25 protein-coding genes are annotated in these 23,013 nt (G+C 67.8%); all 25 read left to right on the top strand.

Going from position 1 to position 23,013, the window contains the following annotated elements; translation table 11 throughout:
* Positions 1-121 precede the first annotated feature (121 nt).
* The 25 genes from ACNJ7E_RS26535 (at position 122) to ACNJ7E_RS26655 (ending at position 23,007) form a co-directional block, all read left to right on the top strand.
* Positions 122-1,327 carry a hypothetical protein gene (locus ACNJ7E_RS26535; RefSeq protein WP_418341337.1) on the top strand — a complete coding sequence of 402 codons (1,206 nt, stop codon included), beginning with the start codon at positions 122-124 and terminating at the stop codon, positions 1,325-1,327.
* A gap of 13 nt (positions 1,328-1,340) precedes the next feature.
* Positions 1,341-2,894 (top strand): cutinase family protein, encoded by a 1,554-nt coding sequence (locus ACNJ7E_RS26540; protein WP_418341338.1) that lies wholly within the window; start codon positions 1,341-1,343, stop codon positions 2,892-2,894.
* A gap of 64 nt (positions 2,895-2,958) precedes the next feature.
* On the top strand, positions 2,959-3,714 hold the full coding sequence (locus ACNJ7E_RS26545) for a DUF8176 domain-containing protein (RefSeq protein WP_418341339.1): 756 nt from the start codon (positions 2,959-2,961) through the stop codon (positions 3,712-3,714).
* Complete coding sequence (locus tag ACNJ7E_RS26550; RefSeq protein ID WP_418341340.1) at positions 3,711-4,658, top strand: MinD/ParA family ATP-binding protein; 948 nt, start codon at positions 3,711-3,713, stop codon at positions 4,656-4,658. The genes ACNJ7E_RS26545 and ACNJ7E_RS26550 overlap by 4 nt, the downstream gene beginning before the upstream one ends.
* Positions 4,658-5,299, top strand: a complete 642-nt coding sequence (locus tag ACNJ7E_RS26555) for a DUF6668 family protein (protein WP_418341378.1) — start codon at positions 4,658-4,660, stop codon at positions 5,297-5,299. Before ACNJ7E_RS26550 ends, ACNJ7E_RS26555 begins: the two co-directional genes overlap by 1 nt.
* 35 nt (positions 5,300-5,334) lie before the next feature.
* Entirely contained in the window at positions 5,335-5,622 is a 288-nt protein-coding gene (locus ACNJ7E_RS26560; protein ID WP_012691833.1) for a hypothetical protein, read from the top strand.
* On the top strand, positions 5,619-5,870 hold the full coding sequence (locus tag ACNJ7E_RS26565) for a hypothetical protein (protein ID WP_005561380.1): 252 nt from the start codon (positions 5,619-5,621) through the stop codon (positions 5,868-5,870). The genes ACNJ7E_RS26560 and ACNJ7E_RS26565 overlap by 4 nt, the downstream gene beginning before the upstream one ends.
* Positions 5,871-5,943: 73 nt before the next feature.
* Positions 5,944-6,579, top strand: a complete 636-nt coding sequence (locus ACNJ7E_RS26570) for a DUF8175 domain-containg protein (protein WP_418341341.1) — start codon at positions 5,944-5,946, stop codon at positions 6,577-6,579.
* Positions 6,576-7,478, top strand: a complete 903-nt coding sequence (locus ACNJ7E_RS26575; protein WP_418341342.1) for a DUF8175 domain-containg protein — start codon at positions 6,576-6,578, stop codon at positions 7,476-7,478. The genes ACNJ7E_RS26570 and ACNJ7E_RS26575 overlap by 4 nt, the downstream gene beginning before the upstream one ends.
* On the top strand, positions 7,463-9,022 hold the full coding sequence (locus tag ACNJ7E_RS26580) for a hypothetical protein (protein WP_418341343.1): 1,560 nt from the start codon (positions 7,463-7,465) through the stop codon (positions 9,020-9,022). The genes ACNJ7E_RS26575 and ACNJ7E_RS26580 overlap by 16 nt, the downstream gene beginning before the upstream one ends.
* A 13-nt stretch (positions 9,023-9,035) precedes the next feature.
* Positions 9,036-9,206, top strand: coding sequence for a hypothetical protein (locus tag ACNJ7E_RS26585; protein ID WP_418341344.1), 171 nt, complete (start codon positions 9,036-9,038; stop codon positions 9,204-9,206).
* On the top strand, positions 9,203-10,699 hold the full coding sequence (locus ACNJ7E_RS26590; RefSeq protein ID WP_418341345.1) for an SCO6880 family protein: 1,497 nt from the start codon (positions 9,203-9,205) through the stop codon (positions 10,697-10,699). The genes ACNJ7E_RS26585 and ACNJ7E_RS26590 overlap by 4 nt, the downstream gene beginning before the upstream one ends.
* A gap of 18 nt (positions 10,700-10,717) precedes the next feature.
* Positions 10,718-12,388 (top strand): hypothetical protein, encoded by a 1,671-nt coding sequence (locus ACNJ7E_RS26595; protein ID WP_418341346.1) that lies wholly within the window; start codon positions 10,718-10,720, stop codon positions 12,386-12,388.
* Positions 12,385-12,687 carry a helix-turn-helix domain-containing protein gene (locus ACNJ7E_RS26600; RefSeq protein WP_185950159.1) on the top strand — a complete coding sequence of 101 codons (303 nt, stop codon included), beginning with the start codon at positions 12,385-12,387 and terminating at the stop codon, positions 12,685-12,687. Before ACNJ7E_RS26595 ends, ACNJ7E_RS26600 begins: the two co-directional genes overlap by 4 nt.
* Positions 12,688-12,695: 8 nt before the next feature.
* Complete coding sequence (locus tag ACNJ7E_RS26605) at positions 12,696-14,378, top strand: peptidoglycan DD-metalloendopeptidase family protein (protein WP_418341347.1); 1,683 nt, start codon at positions 12,696-12,698, stop codon at positions 14,376-14,378.
* On the top strand, positions 14,378-15,271 hold the full coding sequence (locus tag ACNJ7E_RS26610) for a DUF8175 domain-containg protein (protein WP_418341348.1): 894 nt from the start codon (positions 14,378-14,380) through the stop codon (positions 15,269-15,271). Before ACNJ7E_RS26605 ends, ACNJ7E_RS26610 begins: the two co-directional genes overlap by 1 nt.
* Positions 15,268-15,492: a hypothetical protein gene (locus tag ACNJ7E_RS26615; protein ID WP_418341349.1), complete on the top strand. Its 225-nt coding sequence runs from the start codon at positions 15,268-15,270 to the stop codon at positions 15,490-15,492. Before ACNJ7E_RS26610 ends, ACNJ7E_RS26615 begins: the two co-directional genes overlap by 4 nt.
* A gap of 59 nt (positions 15,493-15,551) precedes the next feature.
* On the top strand, positions 15,552-16,235 hold the full coding sequence (locus tag ACNJ7E_RS26620) for a hypothetical protein (RefSeq protein ID WP_418341350.1): 684 nt from the start codon (positions 15,552-15,554) through the stop codon (positions 16,233-16,235).
* A 4-nt stretch (positions 16,236-16,239) separates the two neighbouring features.
* The gene (locus ACNJ7E_RS26625) at positions 16,240-16,836 is read left to right on the top strand and encodes a hypothetical protein (protein ID WP_418341351.1); all 597 of its coding nucleotides are present in this window, start codon (positions 16,240-16,242) and stop codon (positions 16,834-16,836) included.
* Positions 16,837-16,938: 102 nt separating this feature from the next.
* Entirely contained in the window at positions 16,939-18,726 is a 1,788-nt protein-coding gene (locus ACNJ7E_RS26630) for a type IV secretory system conjugative DNA transfer family protein (RefSeq protein WP_418341352.1), read from the top strand.
* A complete protein-coding gene (locus ACNJ7E_RS26635; RefSeq protein WP_418341353.1) occupies positions 18,723-19,454 on the top strand; it encodes a DUF4913 domain-containing protein in 732 nt (243 codons plus the stop codon). Before ACNJ7E_RS26630 ends, ACNJ7E_RS26635 begins: the two co-directional genes overlap by 4 nt.
* A gap of 21 nt (positions 19,455-19,475) precedes the next feature.
* Positions 19,476-20,372 carry a hypothetical protein gene (locus ACNJ7E_RS26640; RefSeq protein WP_418341354.1) on the top strand — a complete coding sequence of 299 codons (897 nt, stop codon included), beginning with the start codon at positions 19,476-19,478 and terminating at the stop codon, positions 20,370-20,372.
* Positions 20,373-20,408: 36 nt separating this feature from the next.
* Positions 20,409-21,233 carry a hypothetical protein gene (locus ACNJ7E_RS26645; protein ID WP_418341355.1) on the top strand — a complete coding sequence of 275 codons (825 nt, stop codon included), beginning with the start codon at positions 20,409-20,411 and terminating at the stop codon, positions 21,231-21,233.
* A 388-nt stretch (positions 21,234-21,621) separates the two neighbouring features.
* Positions 21,622-22,149, top strand: a complete 528-nt coding sequence (locus ACNJ7E_RS26650) for a MarR family winged helix-turn-helix transcriptional regulator (RefSeq protein WP_418341356.1) — start codon at positions 21,622-21,624, stop codon at positions 22,147-22,149.
* A gap of 3 nt (positions 22,150-22,152) precedes the next feature.
* Entirely contained in the window at positions 22,153-23,007 is an 855-nt protein-coding gene (locus tag ACNJ7E_RS26655; protein WP_418341357.1) for an EamA family transporter, read from the top strand.
* Positions 23,008-23,013 lie beyond the last annotated feature (6 nt).

Here is a 23,013-nt window from a genome sequence, read left to right on the forward strand (position 1 = left end):
TTCCTTCGAGAGAAAGCGAGTAGCGATGAGTAGATCAGGTGGTGGCCGGCATCGTCGGCGGGCGGAGCGGGCCGCGGTATGGTGCGCAGTTCCTGTGGCGCTGTGCGTGGCATGTGCGGGTGTGGCGCAGGCAGCTCCGTCGCAGCCGGGCACCGGTGGTGGAAGTCAACCGGGGACCGGCGGTGGTAGCCAGCCCGGAACGTCTGCCCCGGCGCCGGAGCAGGAACGGGATTACCTGCCTGGGTACACGCCGTCGCCGAATGTGCAGAACTCGGAGTGGCGGCAGTACTCAGATTGGGAGACCGGCTACCAGCAGCCCCAGTACGAGGCACCGCAGTACGCACAGTGGTCGTCTCCGCAGACCGACTACGACGCGGCACCCTCGTACCAGCAGGCGTACGTCGAAGAACCGACCCAGCCGGCTCTGTCGGTTGTCGAACCTGAACCCGTCCCGGCTCCGCCGATGGTCGAGCGAAAGGGGATCGCGCCGGTCGAGGCACCCGAGGGGTACATCTTCACCGGTGCAGGGTTGCTCAAGCAGCCGGATTGGATGCCGGATGAGGACCGGGACCGGATCACGAACACGATCGCGGCAGTGCAGGCGGACGCCGGAAATGCGCTGACCGACGCCGGCGTGAATGCATCGCAGGCGGACCGGATCACCGGTGGTGCGATCGGTGGTGGCCTGCTCGGTGCGGGGATCGTCGGTACCGGCCTGGCTGTGCCTGTCGCCGTTCTTGGTGCCGGTGTCGGCGCGGGTATTGGTGCAGGTATCGGTGCGGCTGTGACCGCTCCGACCGGCGGATGGGGTGTCGGCCCGGGTGCGGCGATCGGCGCCGGTACCGGGGCGGTCGTCCTCGGTGCACCCGCTTTCGTGCTGGGTGCCGGGTTGGGTGGTGTCGGCGGTGCGGTGGCTGGTGCCACTGTTTTCGGCGGCCAGGACGTGACCGTTCAGGAGCCCGCCCCTGCACCCGCACCCGAAGCCGCTCCGGAGCCCCTGTGGACACCCCCGGTGGTCGATACCGCGGCGGTGTCGGCTCAGACCTCCGCTGTTGTCGAGCAGGTTCAGGCCGTTCCCGGTGGCAGCGAAGTTGTCGAGCAGGCGCGGGATTTCGCGGCCTCGGCACCGGCGTACGTCGAGCAGGCGACTCCGCGAGTTGATGCGTCAGCTGCCCTGGTCCGGGACGCGGCGCTGGCGCAGCCGGGCGGAGACCAGGTCGTCGCCTCGGTGGAATCGGCCGGGACGAACGCGGCGGCCGCGGCCGCACCGGTGATCGAGCAGGCGGCCACGTTCGCTGGCGCCGTCGTCAACGGCCTGAACGCCTGATCGGGGTGACCACATGAAATTACTTCCCCGGGTGGCCGCGGCAGCGGCAGTGGCTGTGATTGGGGTCGGGTCGGCGGGAACGGCGTATGCCGCGCCCGCCGGACCGGCGAGCGAGCTGGTCGGGGACTCGTGCCCGGCGTTGTTCGCTCTCGGGATCCAGGGAACGGGGGAGTCGTCCCCGGACACTCCGGCGACACTCGACACCGGCATGCTCTCGCAGGTCTTCATGCCAATGATGGTCAAGACCACCGATTCTGCGGGTGACACCCTCGCGGGCCGCGCCTATGTGCCGTATCCGGCCGGGTTCGGTGGCGCGGTGCCCGGTGCGAATGTGCCGTATTCGCAGTCGGTGGAGGAGGGCCTGCAGAACCTCATCGACACCGCCGCAGAGGTCGCGCAGGCGTGCCCGAACACGGTGTTCACCGGGGCGGGATATTCCCAGGGCGCGCATGTGATGAGCATGTTCGCCAAGCGTGTCGGCGCCGGTGAGGGGCCGATTCCGGCGAACAAACTCGTCGGGGTGGCACTGTTCGGCGATCCGACGCGAGCACCGGGTTCGCCGTTGTTCCCCGGCGCCGCAGGCCAGACGTCACCGAAGCCCGCCCCGGGCACGACCGGCGCCCAGGTCGGGAAGATCTCGGCCCCGGCGCAGGCGACTCCCGAGGGCGGCGGTATCGGACCGACCGCGGACACCGCAGTTGCCTATGGGTCTCTCACCGGGCGGGTGGCGTCGATCTGCGAGCCGGGCGATCTCTCGTGTGATGCACCGGCGAACGCGCCGATCATGCGGGCGGTGACCAATATCGCCGGGCAGAGCGAGCTCTCGTCGGGGGATCCGATTCAGTCGTTGACCTCGATCAGTGAGGCGTTGGCGCTGACGACGATCAAGACGGCAGTGCCGGTGATCAATGAGGACATTCAGGGCACCACGCTGGCGAACTTGTCGATCGACCCGAAGAAGTCGTTGTCGGAGCGGGTGGCGATCGCCTCCGACCCGCGCACGGAAATGCCGACCGCGCAGGAAGCGATCAGCGCGGTGTTGAAGGTCGGCACGATCGGGTTCAACGCCGTCAAGACGGTCGCGAAGGAAGTCCTCACTCCGGCGAACATCGCCCAGCTGGCCACGGTCGGTCTCGCGAATCCAGCTGCGGGGGTCGCGTTGTTCGCCACGAAGTTGGTGGGGGCGATTCCGAAGCTCATGCCCCCGGCGACGACGTCGCGGCTCACTCGGCAGGCGTTCGACGTGGTCAAGGACAACATCAGCGACAACGCCGACCTGGTGTCGACGACAGCGCTGACGAAGTACTGGAACACGGTGCGGGCGCACGGTTCCTACGGGTCGACGCCGGTGACCGCGACCGGGCAGTCCGCGGCGCAGTTCGTAGCCGAGTGGTTCGCCGCTCTCGCCAAGGATGTCGCGGCCGGAACTGACTCGTCGTCGGTGACCTCGACACCGCGGGTGACCTCGCCGACCACCACGACCCCGCGAACCAGTTCGTCCACTACCCCCACGTCGTCAACGACGAGTGCGCGTCCGACGTCGACCAGCCCGGTCGCTGTCGGTTGACCGGCCCGGTTCCCCGGACGGGTTTCGTCCGGGGAACCGGATTCGCACAGAAAGGGATTCGATGATGACAGATACCAACTTCCGCAGGCCTGATCCCACAGCTGGTGAGCTGACCCGCTGGTATCCGTCCTTCACCCCTACCGTCGCCGCCCTGGCGGAGACCTCGCCCGTCGAGCGCCCCGCCGAGCCCACCCCGGTCCTGCCCGTGGACCCGGCCCCGCCGGTGGCAGCGCCCGCACCGGCACCTTCGGTGGCCGGGGGCACGCGCCGCCGGATTTCGCCGCGCGCGGTCGCCGGACTCGGGTCCGCTGCCGCGACGGCCGCGGTCGCGGCGGGCCTGGGCGTGTGGGCGCTCGGTGGTGGGCAGGACAGCTCGCCTACCGCTGCTGCCGTGACCGCGCAGCCGACCATGGCTCCACTGACATCAGCGGCTCCGCGGCCGTGGTGCGACCCGGCTGCAGCCGTGGACGGCGTGATCATCGGCAATGGCCCCGGTGGAACCGACTCCGGCCCCGCCGCGATCCTCGCGTTCGACTTCGCCTACTACGTGCAGCGGTCCGGAGAAGCGGCACGCGCCGTCGTCGCCCCCGACGCCGTCGGTGTCGAGCCCGCCAACCTGCTCCAGAGCGCCATCGACACCTACATTCCCGCCGGCGCGGAGCACTGCGTGACCATCCGCGCGGCCGAGCCGCAGCGATTCCTCGTCACGCTGCGCGAACGCCAGCCGAGCGGTGAAGAAGTCGCCTACACCCAGCAAGCCATCACCACACGAGTGGTCGATGGACGTCACGTGATCACGTCGATCGGAGAGGCATCATGAGCACCGAACCCGAATGGATGCAATGGCTGGGCCAGGAGCCGGAGCCCGAAACGGACCTGCCCCCGGCAGCGGTGGTGCCGCTGCGAGGGGCCGACAGCCCGGCCGCGACCCCGGACACTGCGGCGCCAGCCGAGCACCCGGCACCCGCACCCCGAGACCAGGACCCGCAGCGCGAGGCTGCGGCCACACCGGTGTGGCCGCAGCCGCCGGTAACAGCTCCGCCGCTGGTACTGGTCACCGGCGTAGGCGGGGGAGCGGGAGCCACCACGACCGCGGTCGGCATCGCCGGGGCATGGGCGACCCACGACGCCAACTCCTCGGTGGCGGTGGTCGATCTGACCGTCACCGGCGGTGACCTGGCCTCACGCGCCGCCGCCGAGGACCGGGCCACCACGATCGACACCCTCATCGAAACCCCTGAGCCCGCCGCGATCGTGACGGAACTGCCCCGGTCGGCGGCCGGCGCTCGGATCATCGGCCGGGGCGAGAGCCGGTTCGACGACGCGGTAGTACACCGGGTGCCTGACCTTCTGCGCTCTCACGTCGACACCGCGGTCTACGACCTAGGCGCGGATGCGCTTGGCAGCCGCGAGTGCGTCCGGCTGCGCGAGGACGCCGATGCGGTGTTCGTACTGGTGGTGCAGGCCCGGGCGGATGCGTTCAACCGGCTGCGCGGCTACCTGGACCTGCTCGCTAACGCCGTCGGCGAGTGGGTGTTCGGGCGCACCGTCGTGGTCATCTCGCACCAGAATTCCGCCGAGCCCGATGTCGACCCGTCCGAACTGATCGCCCATCTGGCTGGGCTGGTGCGCGTCGAGGAAGTGCCCTACGACCCGCACCTGGCCACCGGGTTGGCCATTGCGAGTTGGGAGCTGCGCGCGGCCACGGTCACCGCATACGACCGGATTCGACGGGCGACAGCATCCGCCGAGGGTCGGCAGTGATGATGTCGGCACGCAGCTTCTCCCGCTGGTCACAACCGCAGACAAGCGGTTCGGGCATACCCGTCCGCACCCCGAACAGGGTCGCGGAGATCTGGGATCGGCCGGTACCGCGCGGGCTGGGCAGCCCGGCACCGCTGATGTGGCTGCTCGGCGCCCACGGCGGCGCGGGAATCAGCACGCTCGGTCATGTCCTCGACTTCGCGAGCGAGTGCGGCCAGAAGTGGCCGGCACCGTTCGAGGGGGAATCACCCTTCGTGGCGATCGTCGCCCGCGAGCGCGTCGATTCCCTGGACAAGGCCGGTGACCTGATCCGCCAGCACGTTTCGGGCATGGCCGGTAACAGCACGCTCCTCGGCCTGATCACCATCGCAGACCGGCCCGGCCGCAAGATCCCGAGGGAGATCGACCAGACCCGAAAGATCGTCGGAGGCCTGGCCCCGACCACGTGGCGGATCGAGTGGATCGAGCACTTCACGCTGATCCGCGACCGCAGAGAACTTCCGGTCTGGTCGCACCGCGACCCGGTACCGGAGAACAAGAAACGCGCAGCAGACGACCCGACGGCCGTTCCCAGCGAAATCGCAGAGATCGCTGGGGCGCTCCGCAATTCGATCATCACCAGGCTCAACCCCGGCACCTGACCGGGGCCTGGAAAACAAGGGAAAGGACAACTCGAATGATGCTGCTACAGAGCACACTCGACACGATCAGCGTGCTGGCACAGGGGATCGAACTCCCGCCGGAACCGCCGCCGAAGTCGGAGAAGCTGCTTGAACTCGGCCGATGGGCGTCGTGGGTGGTGATGTTCGCCGGCGTTCTCGCCTTGGTTTACGGCGGCGGGAAGTTCGGGTGGGAGAAGTTCAACGGTGGCTCGCTCGAGTCGCCGAAGATCATCGCCGGTGCCCTGGTCGGCGGCGTGATCGCGGCCAGCGCCGGCGGAATCATGGCCTCGGTCGTGTCATGACGGTCGTCGCGATGTGGATCCCCTCGGAGGCGGTGACCGAGCCGCTGCTCCAGCTCGGCCGCTACGTGATGTGGATCATCTTCGCGATCTTGACCATTCGCCTCGTCTGGTACGGCGGACTGTTCGCCTGGAACAAGCAGCAGAACCCGTACGAATCCGAACCCGCCGCTCGAATCGGGATGACGCTCGTCGCCGCGGTGCTGTGTTCGGCGGGCAGCGGTATCGCCGCAGCTCTCCTGACGTTCTGACAAGGAAGGACCATCTGATGATCACAACCCGCCTGGCGGCAGCGGCACTGGCCGNNCCGCCGCGGCGGCGCCGATGATCGCTGGTTGCGGTTCCACTGAGGAGACCACCGCAACCGACTCGGTCACCACCCCGGCGCCGCCTGACCCGACCACCCCGCCCGCACAGATCGAATGGGACCGCTTCCAGTCGATCTGGCTTCCGTTCGCCGACGAGGGCCCCACTCGCAACACGGGCAACGGGGCGGTGTCCGGGTTCTCACACACCCCGCAGGGTGCCGCCCTGGCAGCGATTCATCAGACCGTGCGCATGTCGGTCGCCCGCGACGACCAGTGGGCCGCCGTCGTTCACGAGGGCCTCGCACCGGGACCCGAACGTGACGCGTTCGCCGTCAGCCGCGCTCAGATCAGTGTCACCGCTGCCGCCGACCCTGCCGAAGCCCCGACGCTGGGTGGGTATGTCGTCGCCGACTACACCGATGAGCGCGCTGACATCTCGATCCGCACCTCGTTCTGCGACCAGTCGGCCGCGATCACCGACACCACGGTCGTGTGGACCGGCACGGACTGGCAGCTCCAGCTCCCGGCCGCCGACGACTCCGCATCCCGCGTCCACGTCTACGACCCGCAGACCGCCACCTACGACACCGGCCGTGAGGTGGCTCTCGCCGCGCCCGCCGCCGCGTGCAGCGACCAGGAGGGCACCCCGTGACCACTGAAGACACCGAAAGCACTGACCAGAAACCCGACAGCTCCGCCGATCAGCGGCCGCGGTCGGGGCGGCGGGGGCGCACGTCCGCCACCTCGAAGCACGGCCTGGGCTTCACGTTCTGGCTCGCGGTCGTGTTCGTGTTCGTCGTCGTCGCCGGCGGTGGCGTCGCGTACTTCGCTTCCCGCGACGACAACGACACCGCCGAGGGCCAGGCGCCGGTCACCCTTGCTCCGCAGACCGAACGCGCCGACTGGGGGCTTCCGTTCACCGACGAGCTCGGCCGCCGCGTCGAGGTCCCACCGAATCCCGATGGTGTCGCCCTCGATCAGGACACCTACTCCCGCAAGCCTGCCAGCGACATCACCGGCGCCCCGGGTGGTCTGCAGTGGCAGCAGATCCGCAACTTCCCGCTGCCGTTCTCCACCACCGACGGACCCACCGGCATCGAAGGCCGCATGGCCACCGGATTCGCCCAGACCCCCCGCGGTGCGGCACTGGCCGGTATTCAGCTCTACACCCGCGGCGGCGCCACCATGGCCGGTGCCGCCGAGTTCTACGCCGACCGGGTCGTCCCCGACAGCGACCCGCTCGAGCAGCTGCGCCAGGATTTCCTGCGCCGGGCCACCGATGCGATCGCGTCCGGTCGAGGCGACGAGCGGGCCCTGTTGCCGTACTTCCGTGTCGATGCCTACCGGGTCACCCAGTGGGACCCGCAGCGCCCGGACTACGCGGTGGTGGAGTACGCGATGCTCAAGGAGAGCCGCACCGGATGGGTCTCGAAGTCTGCGGAACTGCTGTGGCGCGACGGGGACTGGCAGATCAAGCTCACCGCGGATCTCTACGGCGGGCAGAAAGAGGTCAGCAACCTCGGGGGGTGGACCCAATGGGCCGCCAACTGACCCGCATCGTCACTGCCCTGGCGGTTGTTCTCGCGATCGTGCTCGGGGCCGCGACCACCGCGGCCGCGCAGGACACCGAACCCAAGCCCGGTGAGGACCGGTCGGTGGTGTGCCAGGGCGTGGAAGTCGCCGGCCAGGGGCTCGGCCAGCTGATTCCCGGTTTCGGCGGAGTCAACGTCCCGGGCCTGCCCAGCACCGGCGACGTCGTCGGCAACTTGTCGGGCAGTCTCTGCGACAACAACGGCAACCCCGTCGGCGCGGTCAAGGACTTCGCGAGCGAACAGCTTCAGGAGCAGTGGGATTCGCAGTTCGGGCACATTGTCACCTCGATCATCGACGGCATGTCGCAGGCGATGATCATGGCAATCACCTGGTGGATCAAGATTCCCAACGCCGACCTCGAATCGTTCGGACCCCTCGCCCAAATCAACGAATACACGCTCTGGATCCAGTCGTTCCTTCTGATCATCTCGATCGGATTCATGTCACTGCGGCTGGCCGCGGCCCGGCGGCAACTGATGGTCGAGCAGGCCGAAGAGACCTTCCGGACCCTGTTCCGGGTGGTCGTCACCGCAGCGACGATGTCAGTGATTGTCGCGCTCGCGACCCGCGCCGGTGATGCGTTCGCGATCGAGATCGTCAACGCGACCTCGAACAACGACCCCGCCGGGACCGTGCAGTCGATGATGGTCCTCAACGCCTACTCCGGCATGGCGCCGGGACTGATGCTGATCATCGGATTCTTCGGCGCGTTCGGCGCGCTCGCACAAGCGTTCATGATGCCGATCCGGCAAGGATTCCTCATCGTCGCCGTCGCCGCCCTGCCCGTCGCGGCCGCGGCGAGCGGAACCAAGACCGGCTCCCAGTCCTACGACAAACTCCTCGCCTGGGTGATCGCGTTCTGCCTGTTCAAACCGGTCGCATCGTTTGCGTACGCGATGGCGTTCTTGACCACCCAATCCTCCGCGCTCGCCGTCCCCGAAGGTCAGACCCCGACTCTCCAGCAGTTCCAGTACTCGCTGATCGGAATCGTGCTGCTCGCCGCCACGGCGCTCGTCCTTCCCGCGCTGATGCGGATCATCACCCCCGCGATCTCGGCGGTCGGCAGCGGCGGCTCCGGAGCAAAGGCCACCGCCGGGGCACTTCTCGCCGGTGCCGCCCTGCTGACCGGCGGCAAAGCTCTCGCCGGCAAGCTCGCCGGCGGCAAGGCAGTCCCGCCCGGAGGCGGATTCTCCGGCGGCGGCGGCGGAAGCGGCACACCCGGTCTCGTCGGAGGCGGCGGAAACCCGGGGAACGGCAGCGGCAGCCGCGGAAACAACAGCGGAAGCCGAGGCACCCCGCCCACACCCGGACCCCGCCAAGGCGGGCCCCGCGGCAACGGGGCGAATGCCGGCAGCGGCCCGAAGAAGGGCAGCGGCGCGAAGGCCAGCAAATGGGTCGGAGCCGGAGGAGGCCGCGGTAGCAGGTCCGTCGACAGCGCCGCCGGTGACCTCGCCGGTGACAACTACGCCCACCCCACCAGCCGCCACAACATCCCGCGATGACCAGGAGATACCGATGACCAGTGAGATTGCGCGAATCCAGTTCGGGAAGACCGCCGACGTGTGCGAGCTCTACCGAGCTGGCGTGTTGCCGCCGGTAGAGGCTTTCCGCGCCGCCGATCCCGGCTCGTGCGACGTTGACCACGCACCGACCTTGCTGCCGCCCACCGGTGGTGATCGTCGGTGAGCGCGACCCGAACGAACAGCGAACCGCAGGTCTATCTCGGAGGCCGGGCACCTCGAAATGAAGGCGTCATGGGCCTGTCCGGGCCAGTGACCTGGTTCATCCTCGGCACGTTGATCATCTCGCTGCTCGTACTCATGCGCTGGGGCCTCAAAGTCGGCGCGATCACCGGCGGGATCCTCCTGCTGGCCGTCGTCCCCATGGTCCTCAAACGTCACGGCCTCACCGGATACGAAAGGTCCCTTCTGGCAATGCAATTCTTCGGCGCACTCCGACGTAAGGAGAACATCTACCGCGGCGGCTTGTTCTCCGAGATGCCCGGCGGGAAATCGCAGCTTCCCGGTGTCCTGGCCCCAACGAAGATGTACGAGGGCGAAGACAGCGCCGGCTACCGGTTCGGCATGATCCACATGCCGAAGACGAACCAGTACACGATCGTGATGCGCGCCTGGCCGCAGGGCGACGAGGCCGTCGACCGAGGGCTGGTCAACCAGTGGGTCGGTGAGTGGGGAATCGTCCTGGCCTCGGCGGGCCTGACCAGCGACATCGAGGGAATCGTCCCGGTCCTCGACACCGTCCCCGAGACCGGCAACGCCCTGCTCACCCAGGCCCGGGCCATCACCCGCGTCGACGCCCCGGCGCTGGCGAAGGCCGTGGTGTTCGAAGGCGCGACCGAGTTCCACCGCGACGAAGTGCAACTCGCGGCCCGCGTGGCGATCACCTTCGCCGCGACCACCGACGAACGCAAGAAGGACCCCGGTGCGCAGGCCGTCGAGATCGGGCGCCGTCTGCCCGGCATCCGCGCCGCCATCGAGGCCTCCGGTGTCGCGGTGCGCCCGATGACCGCCGCCGAGATCACCGGGGTGGTGCGCCGCTCGTTCGACCCGGCATCGCAGCTGACGATCGAACGGGCCGAAGCCACCGGCGACGACCACGGGATCACCTGGGACAACGCCGGTCCCATCTCGCACGAGAACAAGTGGGAAGAGTACTGGCACGACGGCGGCCGGTCCGTGACCTGGCTGATGAGCGCGGGCCCGAAGAGCGCCGTCGACGAATCAACGCTGCGACGTCTGATCGCCCCGCACCCGGACCTTCCCCGCAAGCGCGTCGCAATCGTCTACCGCCCACACCGGGCCGCGGACGCGGTCAAGATCATCGACGACGACTACCGCAACGCGATCGTCGCCGCTCAGAACCGCAACCGGGGCATCAGCTCGGCCGCCGCCCAGATCGACGTCGAACTCGCCGAACGGTCCCGCGACGAACTCGCCCGCGGACACGGCGCCACCCGCATCGGGCTGCTGATCACCGTCACCGAACCGATCGAGGCCGACATGCCCCGAATCGATGCCCTGGTCAACGACCTGGCTGTGCAGTGCCAGCTCAACATTCGCCGCTGCTACCGGTTCCAGGACGCGGCATTCGCCGCCTCCCTCGGCATCGGTGTGCTGCTGCCCGACCACGCGTCGATGCCGTCGGCGCTGACCGCCTAGAAGAAGGACGGCACACTGATGTTCGAGATCATGACGCCCGAACAGCGGGCCAAGTATCAGACCCGTGTCTACGCCGGTGGAATCGGCGGCGGCTGGGCGAAGTTCAAGATCCGCACCGACGACAACCGTCGCCGCAACGCGAGCGCCCGCGAGCGCACCGAGCTCGCCACCACCGCGGGTGGCCCGAAGCTGAGCGATCGGGGCCACCGCGGTGCCGGCGGCGGCCGCGCCGCATCGGTCGGCAAGCAACCCGAACTGCGCTCGACGAGTGTGCACGCCGCCGGCGCGTTCTGGCCGTGGTCCGTCGGCGCAGGTGCCCCCGCGGTCGGGCCGGTGATCGGCAGCCACCTGGTCACCCACGCCCCGGTCTCGTTCGGGCTGCTCAACTGGTTCCGCCGCGGCTTCATCACCGCCCCGGTCGCGTTTGTCCTGGGCCTCAACGGCTACGGCAAGTCCTCATTCGTCCGCAAAGTGATTCTCGGCGCGATGGCACAAGGGGTGACCGCGCTATTCCTCGCCGACAAGAAACCCGACTACCGCAAGATCGTCGAGGAAGTCGCCGGTAAAGACGCGGTCGTCGATGTCGGCTACGCCTTCGGACACATCAACCCACTGGCCGGCGGTGTGCTCGGGTCGATCATCCCGCGACTGGCCGCGTTCCCCGATCTGCAGCTGCGTTGGCTCGAGGAACTGCGGGGCCGCCAGACCGAAACTGTGAGCGCCCTGATCGAGTTACGGCGCGGACAAGCGCTCGAGGACTGGGAAGAGTCGATCGTCGGCTCGGCCATCGCGATCCTGTTCGACGAGAAGGGCTTCACCCCCGACGAGCCGCCGCTGCTCGAGGACATGCTCGGCCTGATCATCGAGGGCCACCCCCAGCTCCTCGAAGACGCCGGAGTCGACACCATCGAGGACTACCGCGAGGCGGTGCGGCCGCTGCGCCGATCCCTGCGCGCCTTCGTCAATCCCAAGAGCCGGTTCGGGCGGATCTTCAACGGACAGACCACCCACCCACTCAGCCTCGATCACCCGGCGATCGGCTTCGACGTCTCCCACATCCCCAATGGGGACAAGAAGCTGCGAGCTGCGGTGATGCTGGTGTGCTGGTCGGACGGATTCGCCCTGATCGACGCAGCGAACGCCCTGACCGACGCGGGCCTGGCTCCGCAGCGGTTCTTCGAAGCGGTGATGGACGAAATCTGGGATGTGCTCGGACTGGGCCCCTTCATGGTTGACCGGATCGATGCCCTCACCCGCCTGAACCGGCAGATCGCCACCGGGCTGTGGATGATCACCCACTCGATGGCGGACCTCGAGACCGCCGCCGACGGCGCCACCACCTCCCGCGCGGTCGGATTCCTCGAGCGCGCCCGGGTGAAGATCATCGGCCCGATCCCAGAGAAGGAAATCGACCGCCTCGACGGCGTGGTCACCTTCACCGACACCGAAGCCGACATGGTCACCAAGTGGTCGTCCCCGCCGCCGATGACCGGCGAGCAGCCTCGGGAAGACCAGCCCGCCCCGCCCCCGCCGGGAACCGGAAACGTGCTGATCAAGACCGGTGACGACCCGCGCGCCCCCGGAATCCCGGTGCACGTGATCTTCACCCGCTCCGAGATCGAATCCGGAGTCCACAACACCAACGCCCGCTACACCGACACCGCCGCCCGTGAGGAGGACGCCGCGTGATCCCGCAACGCCGCTACCGGGACGTCTCCCCGGAACTGAGGACCGCCGCCGTCAAAAGTGTCGCCCTCCTCCAGAACGAGGTCTCCTCCCGCTGGCGGGCGATCCAGCTCGTCGCCGAAGCCACCGGCGTGCACCCGAACACGCTGCGCAACTGGGTCGAAGCGCACCCCGACGGACCCCGATCCCCGCGCCGCGACCTCGAACGCGAACTGCGCGAACGGGATGCGGCGCTGGCCGCGGCGTCGGAGATGATCGCCGACCTGTCGTCCCGGATCCCGGGCCACGCCGGGCGGGACTGAACCCGGCCGTGGACATCAAGAAGCTGGTCGCCGCCGCCGTGGCCGCCGTCTTGGGACTCGTACTGCTGGTGGTCGTCGTCGCCTCCGACAGCGGCAACGAGTGCCCGGCCCCGGTCACGCCCGGCGGCGGCACAGCTCCTGCCGGATCACTGGTCAAACCGACCAAATCCGGCACCACCACACTGACCTCGAGATTCGGGCCGCGATGGGGCACCGAGCACCGGGGCATCGACTTCGCCGGCGAGGTCGGCACTCCCATCTACGCGTTCACCGACGGCCGGATCATCGCGGCCGGACCCGCCTCCGGATTCGGGAACTGGATCATCGTCGACCATCAGATCGACGGGAAGGTGGTTTCGACCGTCTACGGGCACATGTTCGACGACGGTGTGCTGGTCAAGGCCGGTGACCGGGTGTCCGCCGGACAAGAGATCGGCCGTATCGGCAACGCCGGCGACACCACCGGCGCGCACCTGCACTTCGAGGTCTGGGACGGGGGCCGCCTCCCGGACGGTGTCGGCACCGCCGTCGACCCGGCTCCCTGGGTGGACCAGGGCATCGAACCCGGCCAGACACCCCAGACGGGGGAGGGAGACGGTGGGGCGCCGACCTCGCCCGGCACCTCCACGGCCCCGGGGCTCGCCGTCTACAACGCCCGCCAACTCGCGATCGCCAAGCAGGCCATCGCGATCGGGGAAGCAATGGGTGTCTCCGAGCGCGGCATCACCGTCGCCCTCGCCACGATCGGCCGCGAGTCGACGTTCCGGATGCTCGCCAGCTCCGTGGTATCCGAATCCCTGAACTACCCGCACGACGGCGTCGGCAGCGACAACAAGTCCGTCAACCAGTACCAGCAACAGGTCGGGATCTGGGGAACGGTCGAAGAGTTGATGAACCCGGTCACCGCGAACGTGAAGTTCTACCAGGCCCTTCTGCAGGTCTCCGGGTGGGAGTCGATGCCGGTCACCCTCGCCGCTCAGACCGTGCAGGCCTCGGCGCACCCGGAGGCATACGCCCCGTGGGAAGACGCCGCGCACGCCATGTACAGCGAGTTCAAAGGTGCAAGCAAGGAACTCACCACCGACGAACTGTCACAGATCTCCTCCGCCGGTCGGGCCACGGCCGTCGCAGCGGGAGGCATCTTGCCCGATCCGTGCCCACCCGCAGGCGGCGAGCACGGCCCCCTCGCACCGGGCCCATTCGGGCAGAAGGTCATCGAGGCCGCGTCCCGCTGGCTCGGCACCGAATACGCATGGGGCGGCGGTGACGTGAATGGCCCCACCCGCGGGATCAGCGACGGCGGCGGTGCGGCCGACGCCCACGGGGACACGGGCAAGATCGGCTTCGACTGCTCCGGCCTGACCCTCTACGCCGTCTACCAGGCATCCGGGGGTGCGATCAGTCTGCCGCACTTCACCGGAGACCACTCCAACCCCGGCCAGCTCTACGACGCTCGCGGGCAGGACATTCCGTTCGACCAGAAGCAACCCGGTGACCTGATCTATTTCGGGTCCGGTGGCAGCACCCACCACGTCGGCATCTACCACGGCGTCACAGACGGCCGGGACATGCTCCTCAACGCCCCGCAATCGGGTGATGTCGTCTCCATCCAGCCGCTGTCCAACTGGGCCGGCGAAGAAATGTACGTCCGCCGATTCGGCGACCAACCCACAGAAAGGCAACCCCAGTGATGAACCCGATTGTTCTCGATCTCGGCGGTGGACCGACGCGGTCCCCGAAGTTCTGGGCTGGCGCCTCGGCGGCGGCGATCCTGGTCCTCACCGGCTGCGCGCCCCGAGCAGAGGAGCCGTCAACGCAGCCGCCCACCACACAGGACACCATGTCCGTTGTCGATGTCGCGGACGCCGACCGTGCAGTCACACCGACGATCGACGATCTCGGTCGACTGGTGTTCACGGCGCCACGATCCGATATGAGCATCCCGCAAGGGGAATGCGCTGACCTGGACGACAGTGACCCGCAGCTTCGCGACGGAACACTGGTGTGGGCGCGGGTGGCGGGCACCACCGTGCCGATGTCGACGACCGACGGCCCGCCGGTCGTCGGTCAGGTCGGTCCGCCCCGCGGGATCTCTGAGACTGCTCGCGGAGCTGCTCTGGCAGGGCTCAATCTGATCAACGCCGCCGCCCGCAGCGCCGCATCCGCCGTCGAGGTGCTCGGCGTGGCCTCGACTGCCTCGCCGGATGCCTCACCCGAGATGCTCGATCGAGGGCCGCTCATCGACCGGATCGTGCACGCTGCTGACGTTGATTCGCCCGGCGCCGGTCCGGCCCCGCAGTGGGCGACGCCGGTCACCGACGTTGTCGCATACCGGGTCCGTGGGTGGAGTGAACAGAATCCGCAGCACGCGATCGTCGACTATGCCTCGCAGAGCAGCGCAGAGCGCTACACGGCCCGCTCCTTTGTCGTGCATTGGGTGGACGACAAGTGGCGCCTGGAAGTGGACCACGACGGGCCGACAACGCACACCGCGGAGGTCGACAACCTCGACGGATGGACCCGCTTCCCGGCTACCGACTCCACCGTGCGCGTCTGCGGGCAAGAGCAGGACTCCGTCCGATGACGGCCACCGCGCAGGTCATGGGCGCACCGCTCGGGCAGCACGTGGAGTGGATCTGCTGGATTGCGCTCGTCGCCGGCGCGGTCATCGTGACAGTGGCGGGCGCCGCGTACGGGTGGCGGCGGTGGACCCAGCAGGCGGGCGAGGGATCACCCGGGATCTGGATGTTCTTCGGATTCACGCTCATGTTGACCGGATCTACCAGCACTTACCCATTCCTCTAGGCCACCGCTTCACACGACCGGACACACAGACCGACTCAGAACACGAAGGGACAGGGCACATGACGGAAAACGTGATCGAGAACCCCGCACCGAAGAGCGTGGCTATCAAGAGTTGGGGCCAGGAAGAAGTCGCCCCGCACAACTGGGCTGCCAAGGTGCTGGGCGACCAGACCGACATCCTCGAGGCGAACGGATGGCAGGTCACCGAACGTCAACGCGACCTCGCGTATCTGTCGGCGCTGGAAGCGCTTGATGCCGAGGTTCTCCGGCGGCCGTTGCGGGGGCGGGATCAGCCCTCCCCGGCGTACGCCAGCACGATTCACCAGATCACGGCCACCGAACTGCGGAAGGTCGCCGGTGAGCCGGCCCCGGTCAAGCCCTGGGAGATGGTGTCGCTGGGGCTGCTTGTGGTGGTGGCCGCGATTACGGTCGGCCTCACCTGGAAGGTGGCGCGGGACATCGCCAGTGAGTTCCTCCGGATCGACGACACACTCTGGTTGGGGCCGCAGCGCCAACAGACGGCAGCGAACTGGCTGTTCTGGCTCGGGCAGAGCGGTGCCGTCGCCGCCGCGCTCTTGCTGGTACCCGCGCTGGTCGCCGCGGTGGTCACGGTCGTGCGCCGCGCCCGACCGCGATACAGCCGTGAGGCATCGGTCCTGGTCCTCGTCGCAATCGTGGTGTGCGTGGCCACGGTGGTCGCGATGCTCACCAGCGCGATCATGCTCGCCGGGCTGAGCCGGTGACGAGATGAATCGGCATCACAGCAGGACGATCCGCGGCAGCGTCGCCGCCGCGATGGTGACGGTGACCATGTTGGCGGCCGGGTGCGGCAGCTCCGACGACAGGCATGACCATGCCGCCGAACCGATGGACTCCGGTGGCCCGACCGCAGCGTTGACGACTCCACCACCGCCGCAGCTGCCGGAACAGTTCAGCGGTGTCGATCAGAACGATCCGGAAGCGGTGATGGTCACCGCCGCGCAGGCCCTGTTCAGCTACACCCCCGCGACGGACCCGACCCAGGCCGCTGGCGCCGACCGGGCCGCAGCGCTGCTCGACGAGCGGTTCTACGCCGAGAACAAGGCGGGGTTCTCCGTGCTTGCACCGATCACCGGTGCCCAGTGGGACCGGTGGGCGAGTGAGAACGCGACCGTGACAGCCCGCGCGGCGGTGACCGGTGACAACCATCCACCGGATGCGCCGGCCCGGATCTCGCGGGTGGTGGCCGTCACCCAGACCGCGACCACCCCAGCCGGAGCAGTGCTCGATGAATCCACGCTGGCGGTCTACATGAGCGCAACCCGTCTCGGGGTGTGGCGGGTGAGCGCTCTGACCGTCCGCTGACACCGGCAGACGAAACCGACAACTGCAACGACATTCAGGAGTGATGATGACGAGTTCGACCAAGACGGTCGTGGCCACGACCCTCGGGCGAGGGGAGCGGCGATGAGTGACCGTGGAGTCAAGGATCCAGTCAATTCGGCACGCGAGGTATATCTGATCGCGGCAGTGTTGGCCATCGTCGGGGTGGTGGGCGGCGGGGTGATGCTGGCGCTGCGCCTGGGCACCGATCAACAGGTGCCGTCGAACCCGGCCGTGGTCCTGATCGACCTGGTGAAGGGCCACCTTCAGTGGTCGACCACCGCAACGGTGCTCATCACGGTGTACGCGGTGCTGGTGCTGGCGGCAGCGTTCGTGATCTTGGTGCTGGTGGCCCGCAGCCGCGGCAAGCGCACCCGCGTCGACAACAAGGCCAAGCACATGGGCCGGTTGCGGGACGTGGGATCGCTGACCGAAAAGCAGTGCCGTAAGGAGTCGGACCGGTTGGGCGTCGTCCTCGAAGAGAGTGCGGCGCCGGGGGTCCCGATCGGCAAGCACCTGTTGTCGGGGCAGAACCTGTACGCGAAGTACGAGGACATGCACGTCGACATCTGGGGTCCACGTTCAGGAAAGAGCAGCTCCCGGGTGATTCCGGCGATCCTCGAGGCACCCGGCGCGGTGCTGACCACCTCGAATAAGCGGGACGTGGTCGATGCCACCCGCGACCCACGTGAAGCCAAAGGCGGGAAGGTGTGGATCTTCGACCCGCAGAAAGTCGCTGGCGGGGAGAACACCTGGTGGTGGGATCCGCTGTCGTGGGTGACCGACGAGGTCCGGGCCGCGGACCTGGCCGCGCATTTCGCGGCCGGCGACGACGGCCTGGATGCGAAGAAGGATTCCTTCTTCGACCCGGAGGGCCAGGACCTGCTCACCGCCCTGTTTCTGGCGGCCGCGTCCGCGAAGAAGCCGATCACCCAGGTGTACACGTGGGTCACCGATGAAACGAACGTCGAACCGGTCAACATTCTCCGTAGACACGGCTACGACCTGCACGCATCCGGTCTCAGTGGCCAGTACAACGCTCCGGCGAAACAGCGCGGTGGTGTCTTCGGCACGGCCCGGAAGATGATCCGCTGCTTGAAGATGCAGTCCATCCGGCCGTGGGTGTCGACCGACGGCCAGCGAAACCGGGTACCGCATTTCGATCCGCGGGAGTTCGTCCGCTCGAACGACACCATCTACCTGCTCTCCCGCGAGGGCAACGGGTCCGCCGGACCGCTGGTAACGGCGCTGACCGTCGCGATCTGCGAGGCCGCCGAGGAACTGGCCACCCGGTCGAAAGGCGGGCGCCTGCCGGTGCCGCTGCTCGCCGCCCTGGACGAAGCAGCCAACGTCGTCCGCTGGACCCAGCTCCCAAAGCTTTACTCCCACTACGGGTCTCGAGGAATCGTGATCATGGCCATCCTGCAGAGTTACGCCCAAGGCACCGAAGTGTGGGGCAACAAGGGCATGGGAATGCTGCACTCGGCCGCCAACGTGAAGGTCTACGGCGGCGGCTGCGAAGTCGCCGTCGACGACAACTACCTCCGATCGCTGTCCACCGCGATCGGGGAGCACTGGGAATACAGCGGATCGGTCTCCTCCGGTCGCGGAGGCCGCTCCACCTCACGCCAGCGCACGAAAATCACCACCTTCACCGAGTCCGAACTCGAAGAACTGCCCCGCGGCCGCGCGATCGTCCGCTCGTCCGGAAACCGGGCCACCCTCGTCAAGACCGTGCCCTGGTGGGAAGGCCCCTACGCCGACCAGGTGCGGGCATCGATCGAACGCCACGATCCCGAAGCGAACAAGACCCTCGCCGAAGCGGTGACCCTCACCGACGACGCTGAACCGAAAGAGGTACAACCGGTATGACCAGCCTCGACGAGTTCGACCTGCCTGAACCGCCCGACGAGGACCTCGCTCCACCCGAGGATTCATGGGCGCCGCCGCTCGACGGTCACATGCCCGCACCCGCACCGGCGGGTACCCCGGCCGACGGGAACGGCGCGGGCGACGCCCTCGCGCTGTCCGACGAGCTGAGCGCCCGGATCGGGAAGGTCACCGGGACGTTGCTGAGTACGCAAATCAAGGCGATCGCCGAAACCCAGCTCGCCGAGCTACTCACCCCGGAGATCTATCAGCGGATCGAAGAGCTCTCCCGGCGTCGACTCGCCGCCGAGCTGGAGACGCACTTGGTCGCCGAGGCGCAGGCAGCGCAGGAGGCGGAAAACCCGCCGACCACAGTGTTCGGGTCGACCGAAGAGTTCGTCCGGGTACGTCTGGCCCCGGGTTACCGCCGCGACGTCGTCGACAACCGGGAAATCCGCTGGTGCCCGCAATGGTGGAGACACGAAGAAGCGATCTCCCGACTCGAAGCGCTCTGGCGCACATGGGAACACTTTCGCCGCGATCCCACCACCGGAATGAGCGTCTGGTGGCGCGACCACGCCGACCATCACATGTCGGTGCTGATGTCTTCGGACGGCCCGTTCAGCAAGTGCAGCGTTCAGCACGGCCACCACACCGTGGACAACGCCATCGCGCCGCTTCCGACCGATCCGGCACCTGCCGGGATGTTCCCCGACACCCGCGAGCTCTGACGCACGGAAGGACCAATTCTCATGGATATGCACCGCGACGACGGCATCTACACCGCCACCTGCCGCCACTACGATCACCGACCAATTTCCGAAGGACCAATCGGCGTCACCACCACCCAACACACCTCACAAGCTGCGGCATTCGACGCCCTCCACGAGTTCCTCAGCACTGCGTGGGAGGTCGGTCCCCGTTACGACATCACCGTCACCCGCGACGACACCCCACAACGGGACGTCGTTTTCGCCACTGGAGGGCCGACCCGGGTCGATCGCCTTCGCCCCGCGATCGCCGAGGCCAGATCGGCATACTCCAGCGCATGGGACATCCTCAAAGCCCACGCGAACGACCTCATCGCAGAACTGCGTGACCCGAACGCGCTCGTACACCATCCGACCCCCGAGTTACGTGATGTGGCGTGGGCCGCCAGGAACACGTACGGCGCCCGCCCCGCCATGCAACACATGGCGTACAACAGCAGCACCGGCGAAGAACTCGACCGCGCCAAGAACCTAGCCCGCGACGCCGGGCACACCGAGAACCAGATCGACCGCGCCATCCGCGCCGACCCCGATATGGACATGCACAGCCTCCGCCAGCGGTCCGCCAACATGATCCGCGACGTCCGCTCTTTCGCCACCAACTACAACCTCACCCCTGACCAGGCCAGCGCCCTCCATGCCGCGGCCGACAGGGCCGAGGACACCGTCGCCGAACTCGCGGCCCCGAGCGGTGTCCCCCCGGCTGTCCCCTCACTCGACCGAAGCACCACGATCCCGCAGGACATCACAGCAGCCGCCCGGCTCGCTGCCAGCGACTTCCCTTCCCCAGCACGGTCCGTTCTCGTCCCACCGAACCGGCCCGAACCGACCCACCACTTCATGGCCGCGCCCACCCGCACCTCCAGCCTCGACATCTAGGCCACGTCACCACAAACAACCGGTAGGGAGAACCACATGTCCGAAGGTCCCGAAGTCGACTCGGCAAACCACGAAGTCAACGCCATGATGCGGGTCGCGCTGCAACTGGCATCCCGCATGGCCGAGAAAATGGCTCGAAATCGTGAGCGTGACCTCGATCAGGCGCGCCGCGAATCGGCAGAACGTGCCCGCGAACTCGCACAACGGCTAGAGACCAGTCGCGCGGCCGCCGAGGCATACCTGCGGGCCTCGTTCGATGACCAATGGTGGAACCGTGCACAGCCCGGCGAGATCGCCGACCAGTGGCAGCACGCACAAGCGTGGAAGGAACACTCCCAGATCGCATCGGAAGCCGTCGAACGGATCCGCGCCGAAACCGCCAAGCGGTATGGCATCGACGTGGGCGCTCCGGGCGCGGACGAGAAGGTCGTCGACGCCCTGCTGCGCGATGCGGAGAACCGAAAAGCCCGCGCCGGCGCCGAACACGACCGATCCCAAGCCGACACCATGATGGCCAGTGAGATTCTCGATGAGGCCGAGCGGGCGGATGCCGAACGCGCCGAGGAGAACGAACGCAACGAGACGAACAGCGAGGACGTCGAACCGCAGGCACCTGGCGGTGATTCGCTGCGCTCGGTGGCCGACCACGACTATGACTCCGCCGAACGTCGCGGTGAGGACGCCGAGCAGATGAGGGCCGCCGGCATCGACGAAGAGGAAGTCGCCACCCGCATGCGTGCCGACCTCGACCAGGCCAGGCACCCGGTCGAAGCGGTGGCCGGCGCGGGCAGCCATCCCAAGGCCCGCAAGGGTCGGGCCAGACGTGGTAAATCTGCCGAGCGGACGATGACTGGCCGGTAAGCATGAAGCGACTGACCTGACGGAGCTGTCGCACGGCACGAAGCGGGGGTGGACTTCTAGGCCCCCGCTTCTGCGTCTCAAACGGCATACGTTCCTGACAGTCCTGTAACCGGCGTCCGCGAACGCCTCGCTCCAGATCGTTCGGGGTGTTCCGATTGACGCCCCGAAAGGAAGATCATCACCGGACGGGTCAAACGGGAACGCGCAGCTCAGGGAGTTCCGGTCAGCGGCCGGCTTTCGAGACGTGCCGGTGCGGGTTCCTTTGCGGGTCGAACGAGCCGTCGACTGAAACTGGGAAGGTGCCCGATTCTGATTTGGACAGGCACAGAGGGTGTCAATGGTCGGGCTCGACCTTGACTAACATGCAGTCTGCATGAAGTAATGCAATATGCATGACATCGAACGCACGGCCAATCTTCTTGGCGCAGCGTCCCTGGCGCTCACCGACCTGGCCCTTGGTGGAGCGACTTCGGTGAGACGGCTGAGCGCGAGCAGTTCCGCAGCCCTGGTCTCACTGTTCGCCAATCCGGGGCTGAGCGTCAGCGAATTGGGCAGGAGGGTGGGGCTGAGCCAGCCGGCGGCCGCTCGGATGGTGGACTCACTGGAGGCTGATGACCTCGTGGAACGAATTCCGAGCCCTGCCAACCGGCGGTGGATGACCGTGCGGCCGACCCAACAGGGAAATCGGCTAGCGCAGCAGTTGCTCAGGGGCCGCAGTGCTCCGCTGGTTGACGCCGTCGCCAAGCTCGACGAGGAAGACCAGCAGGCGCTGGCCGCGCTGTTGGAGAAAATCCTGGCGCACGTCTACGAGGAGACGGGACAGGGCCAGCGCATCTGCCGCCTCTGCGATCGAAAGAGTTGTACCCGTTCGGCCCCGTGCCCGATCGGACTGGCCGAACGCGCAGAGGACAGATAACTCATGGGTATCGCCCTGGCGCTGGTCTCGGCCCTGAGCTACGGGATCTCCGACGTGATCGGCGGTCTGGCGTCACGGCGCATCTCATTTGTGCGCGTCGCTCTCATCGGGCAAGTCGGCGGTCTGTGTGCCACTGCCCTCCTGATGCTCGTCATTCCGTCCACCCCAGCGCAGGGCGCCGACTTGACCTGGGGTGCGGGCTCAGGTGTCGGTACCGGACTGGCCATGGGGTTCCTCTTCCGCGGCCTCAGTCGTGGTGCAATGTCCGTCGTTGTGCCTCTCAGCGCAGTCGGCGGCGTCGCGCTGCCGGTCCTCGTCAGTGTCGCGTTCCTCGGCGACAAGCCGCCCTGGCTGACCTGGGCAGGCATCCTGATCGCACTGCCGGCGTTGTGGTTCATCAGCACAAGCACCGACGGGTCCGGCTCTGCATCGCGCCCCGCCGTCTATGACGGTCTCGCCGCGGGCGGCGGCATCGCCATCCAGTACCTATGTCTCGCACAGGCGGACGCGTCCTCGGGTCTGTGGCCCATCCTGAGCGGACGCGCCGCGGCTATCGCGACGATCCTGGTTGCTGCGGTTGCGCTCCTGCGGAGTGCTACCGCGCGAAACACTCCAGCTACGCCCCCCTCAGCTCTGGCGCTCAGCGTCGGTGCCGGCGTGCTGGCCGCAACCGCGCTTGCCGCCTACCTCTACGCGCTCCGAACCGAGTTCGTCACCGTCGCTGTCGTCTTGTCCTCGCTCTACCCGGTCGTCCCGGTGATCGTGGGAATCGTGTTCCTCCACGAACGTCTCCGGCGATCTCAGGCACTCGGATTGGCCGCGGCGCTCACCGCGACAGTTCTCATAGCCGTGGCGTGAGCCCGG

The sequence above is a fragment of the Rhodococcus mengyinensis genome, assembly GCF_048381435.1.
GTDB lineage: Bacteria > Actinomycetota > Actinomycetes > Mycobacteriales > Mycobacteriaceae > Rhodococcus_F > Rhodococcus_F opacus_D.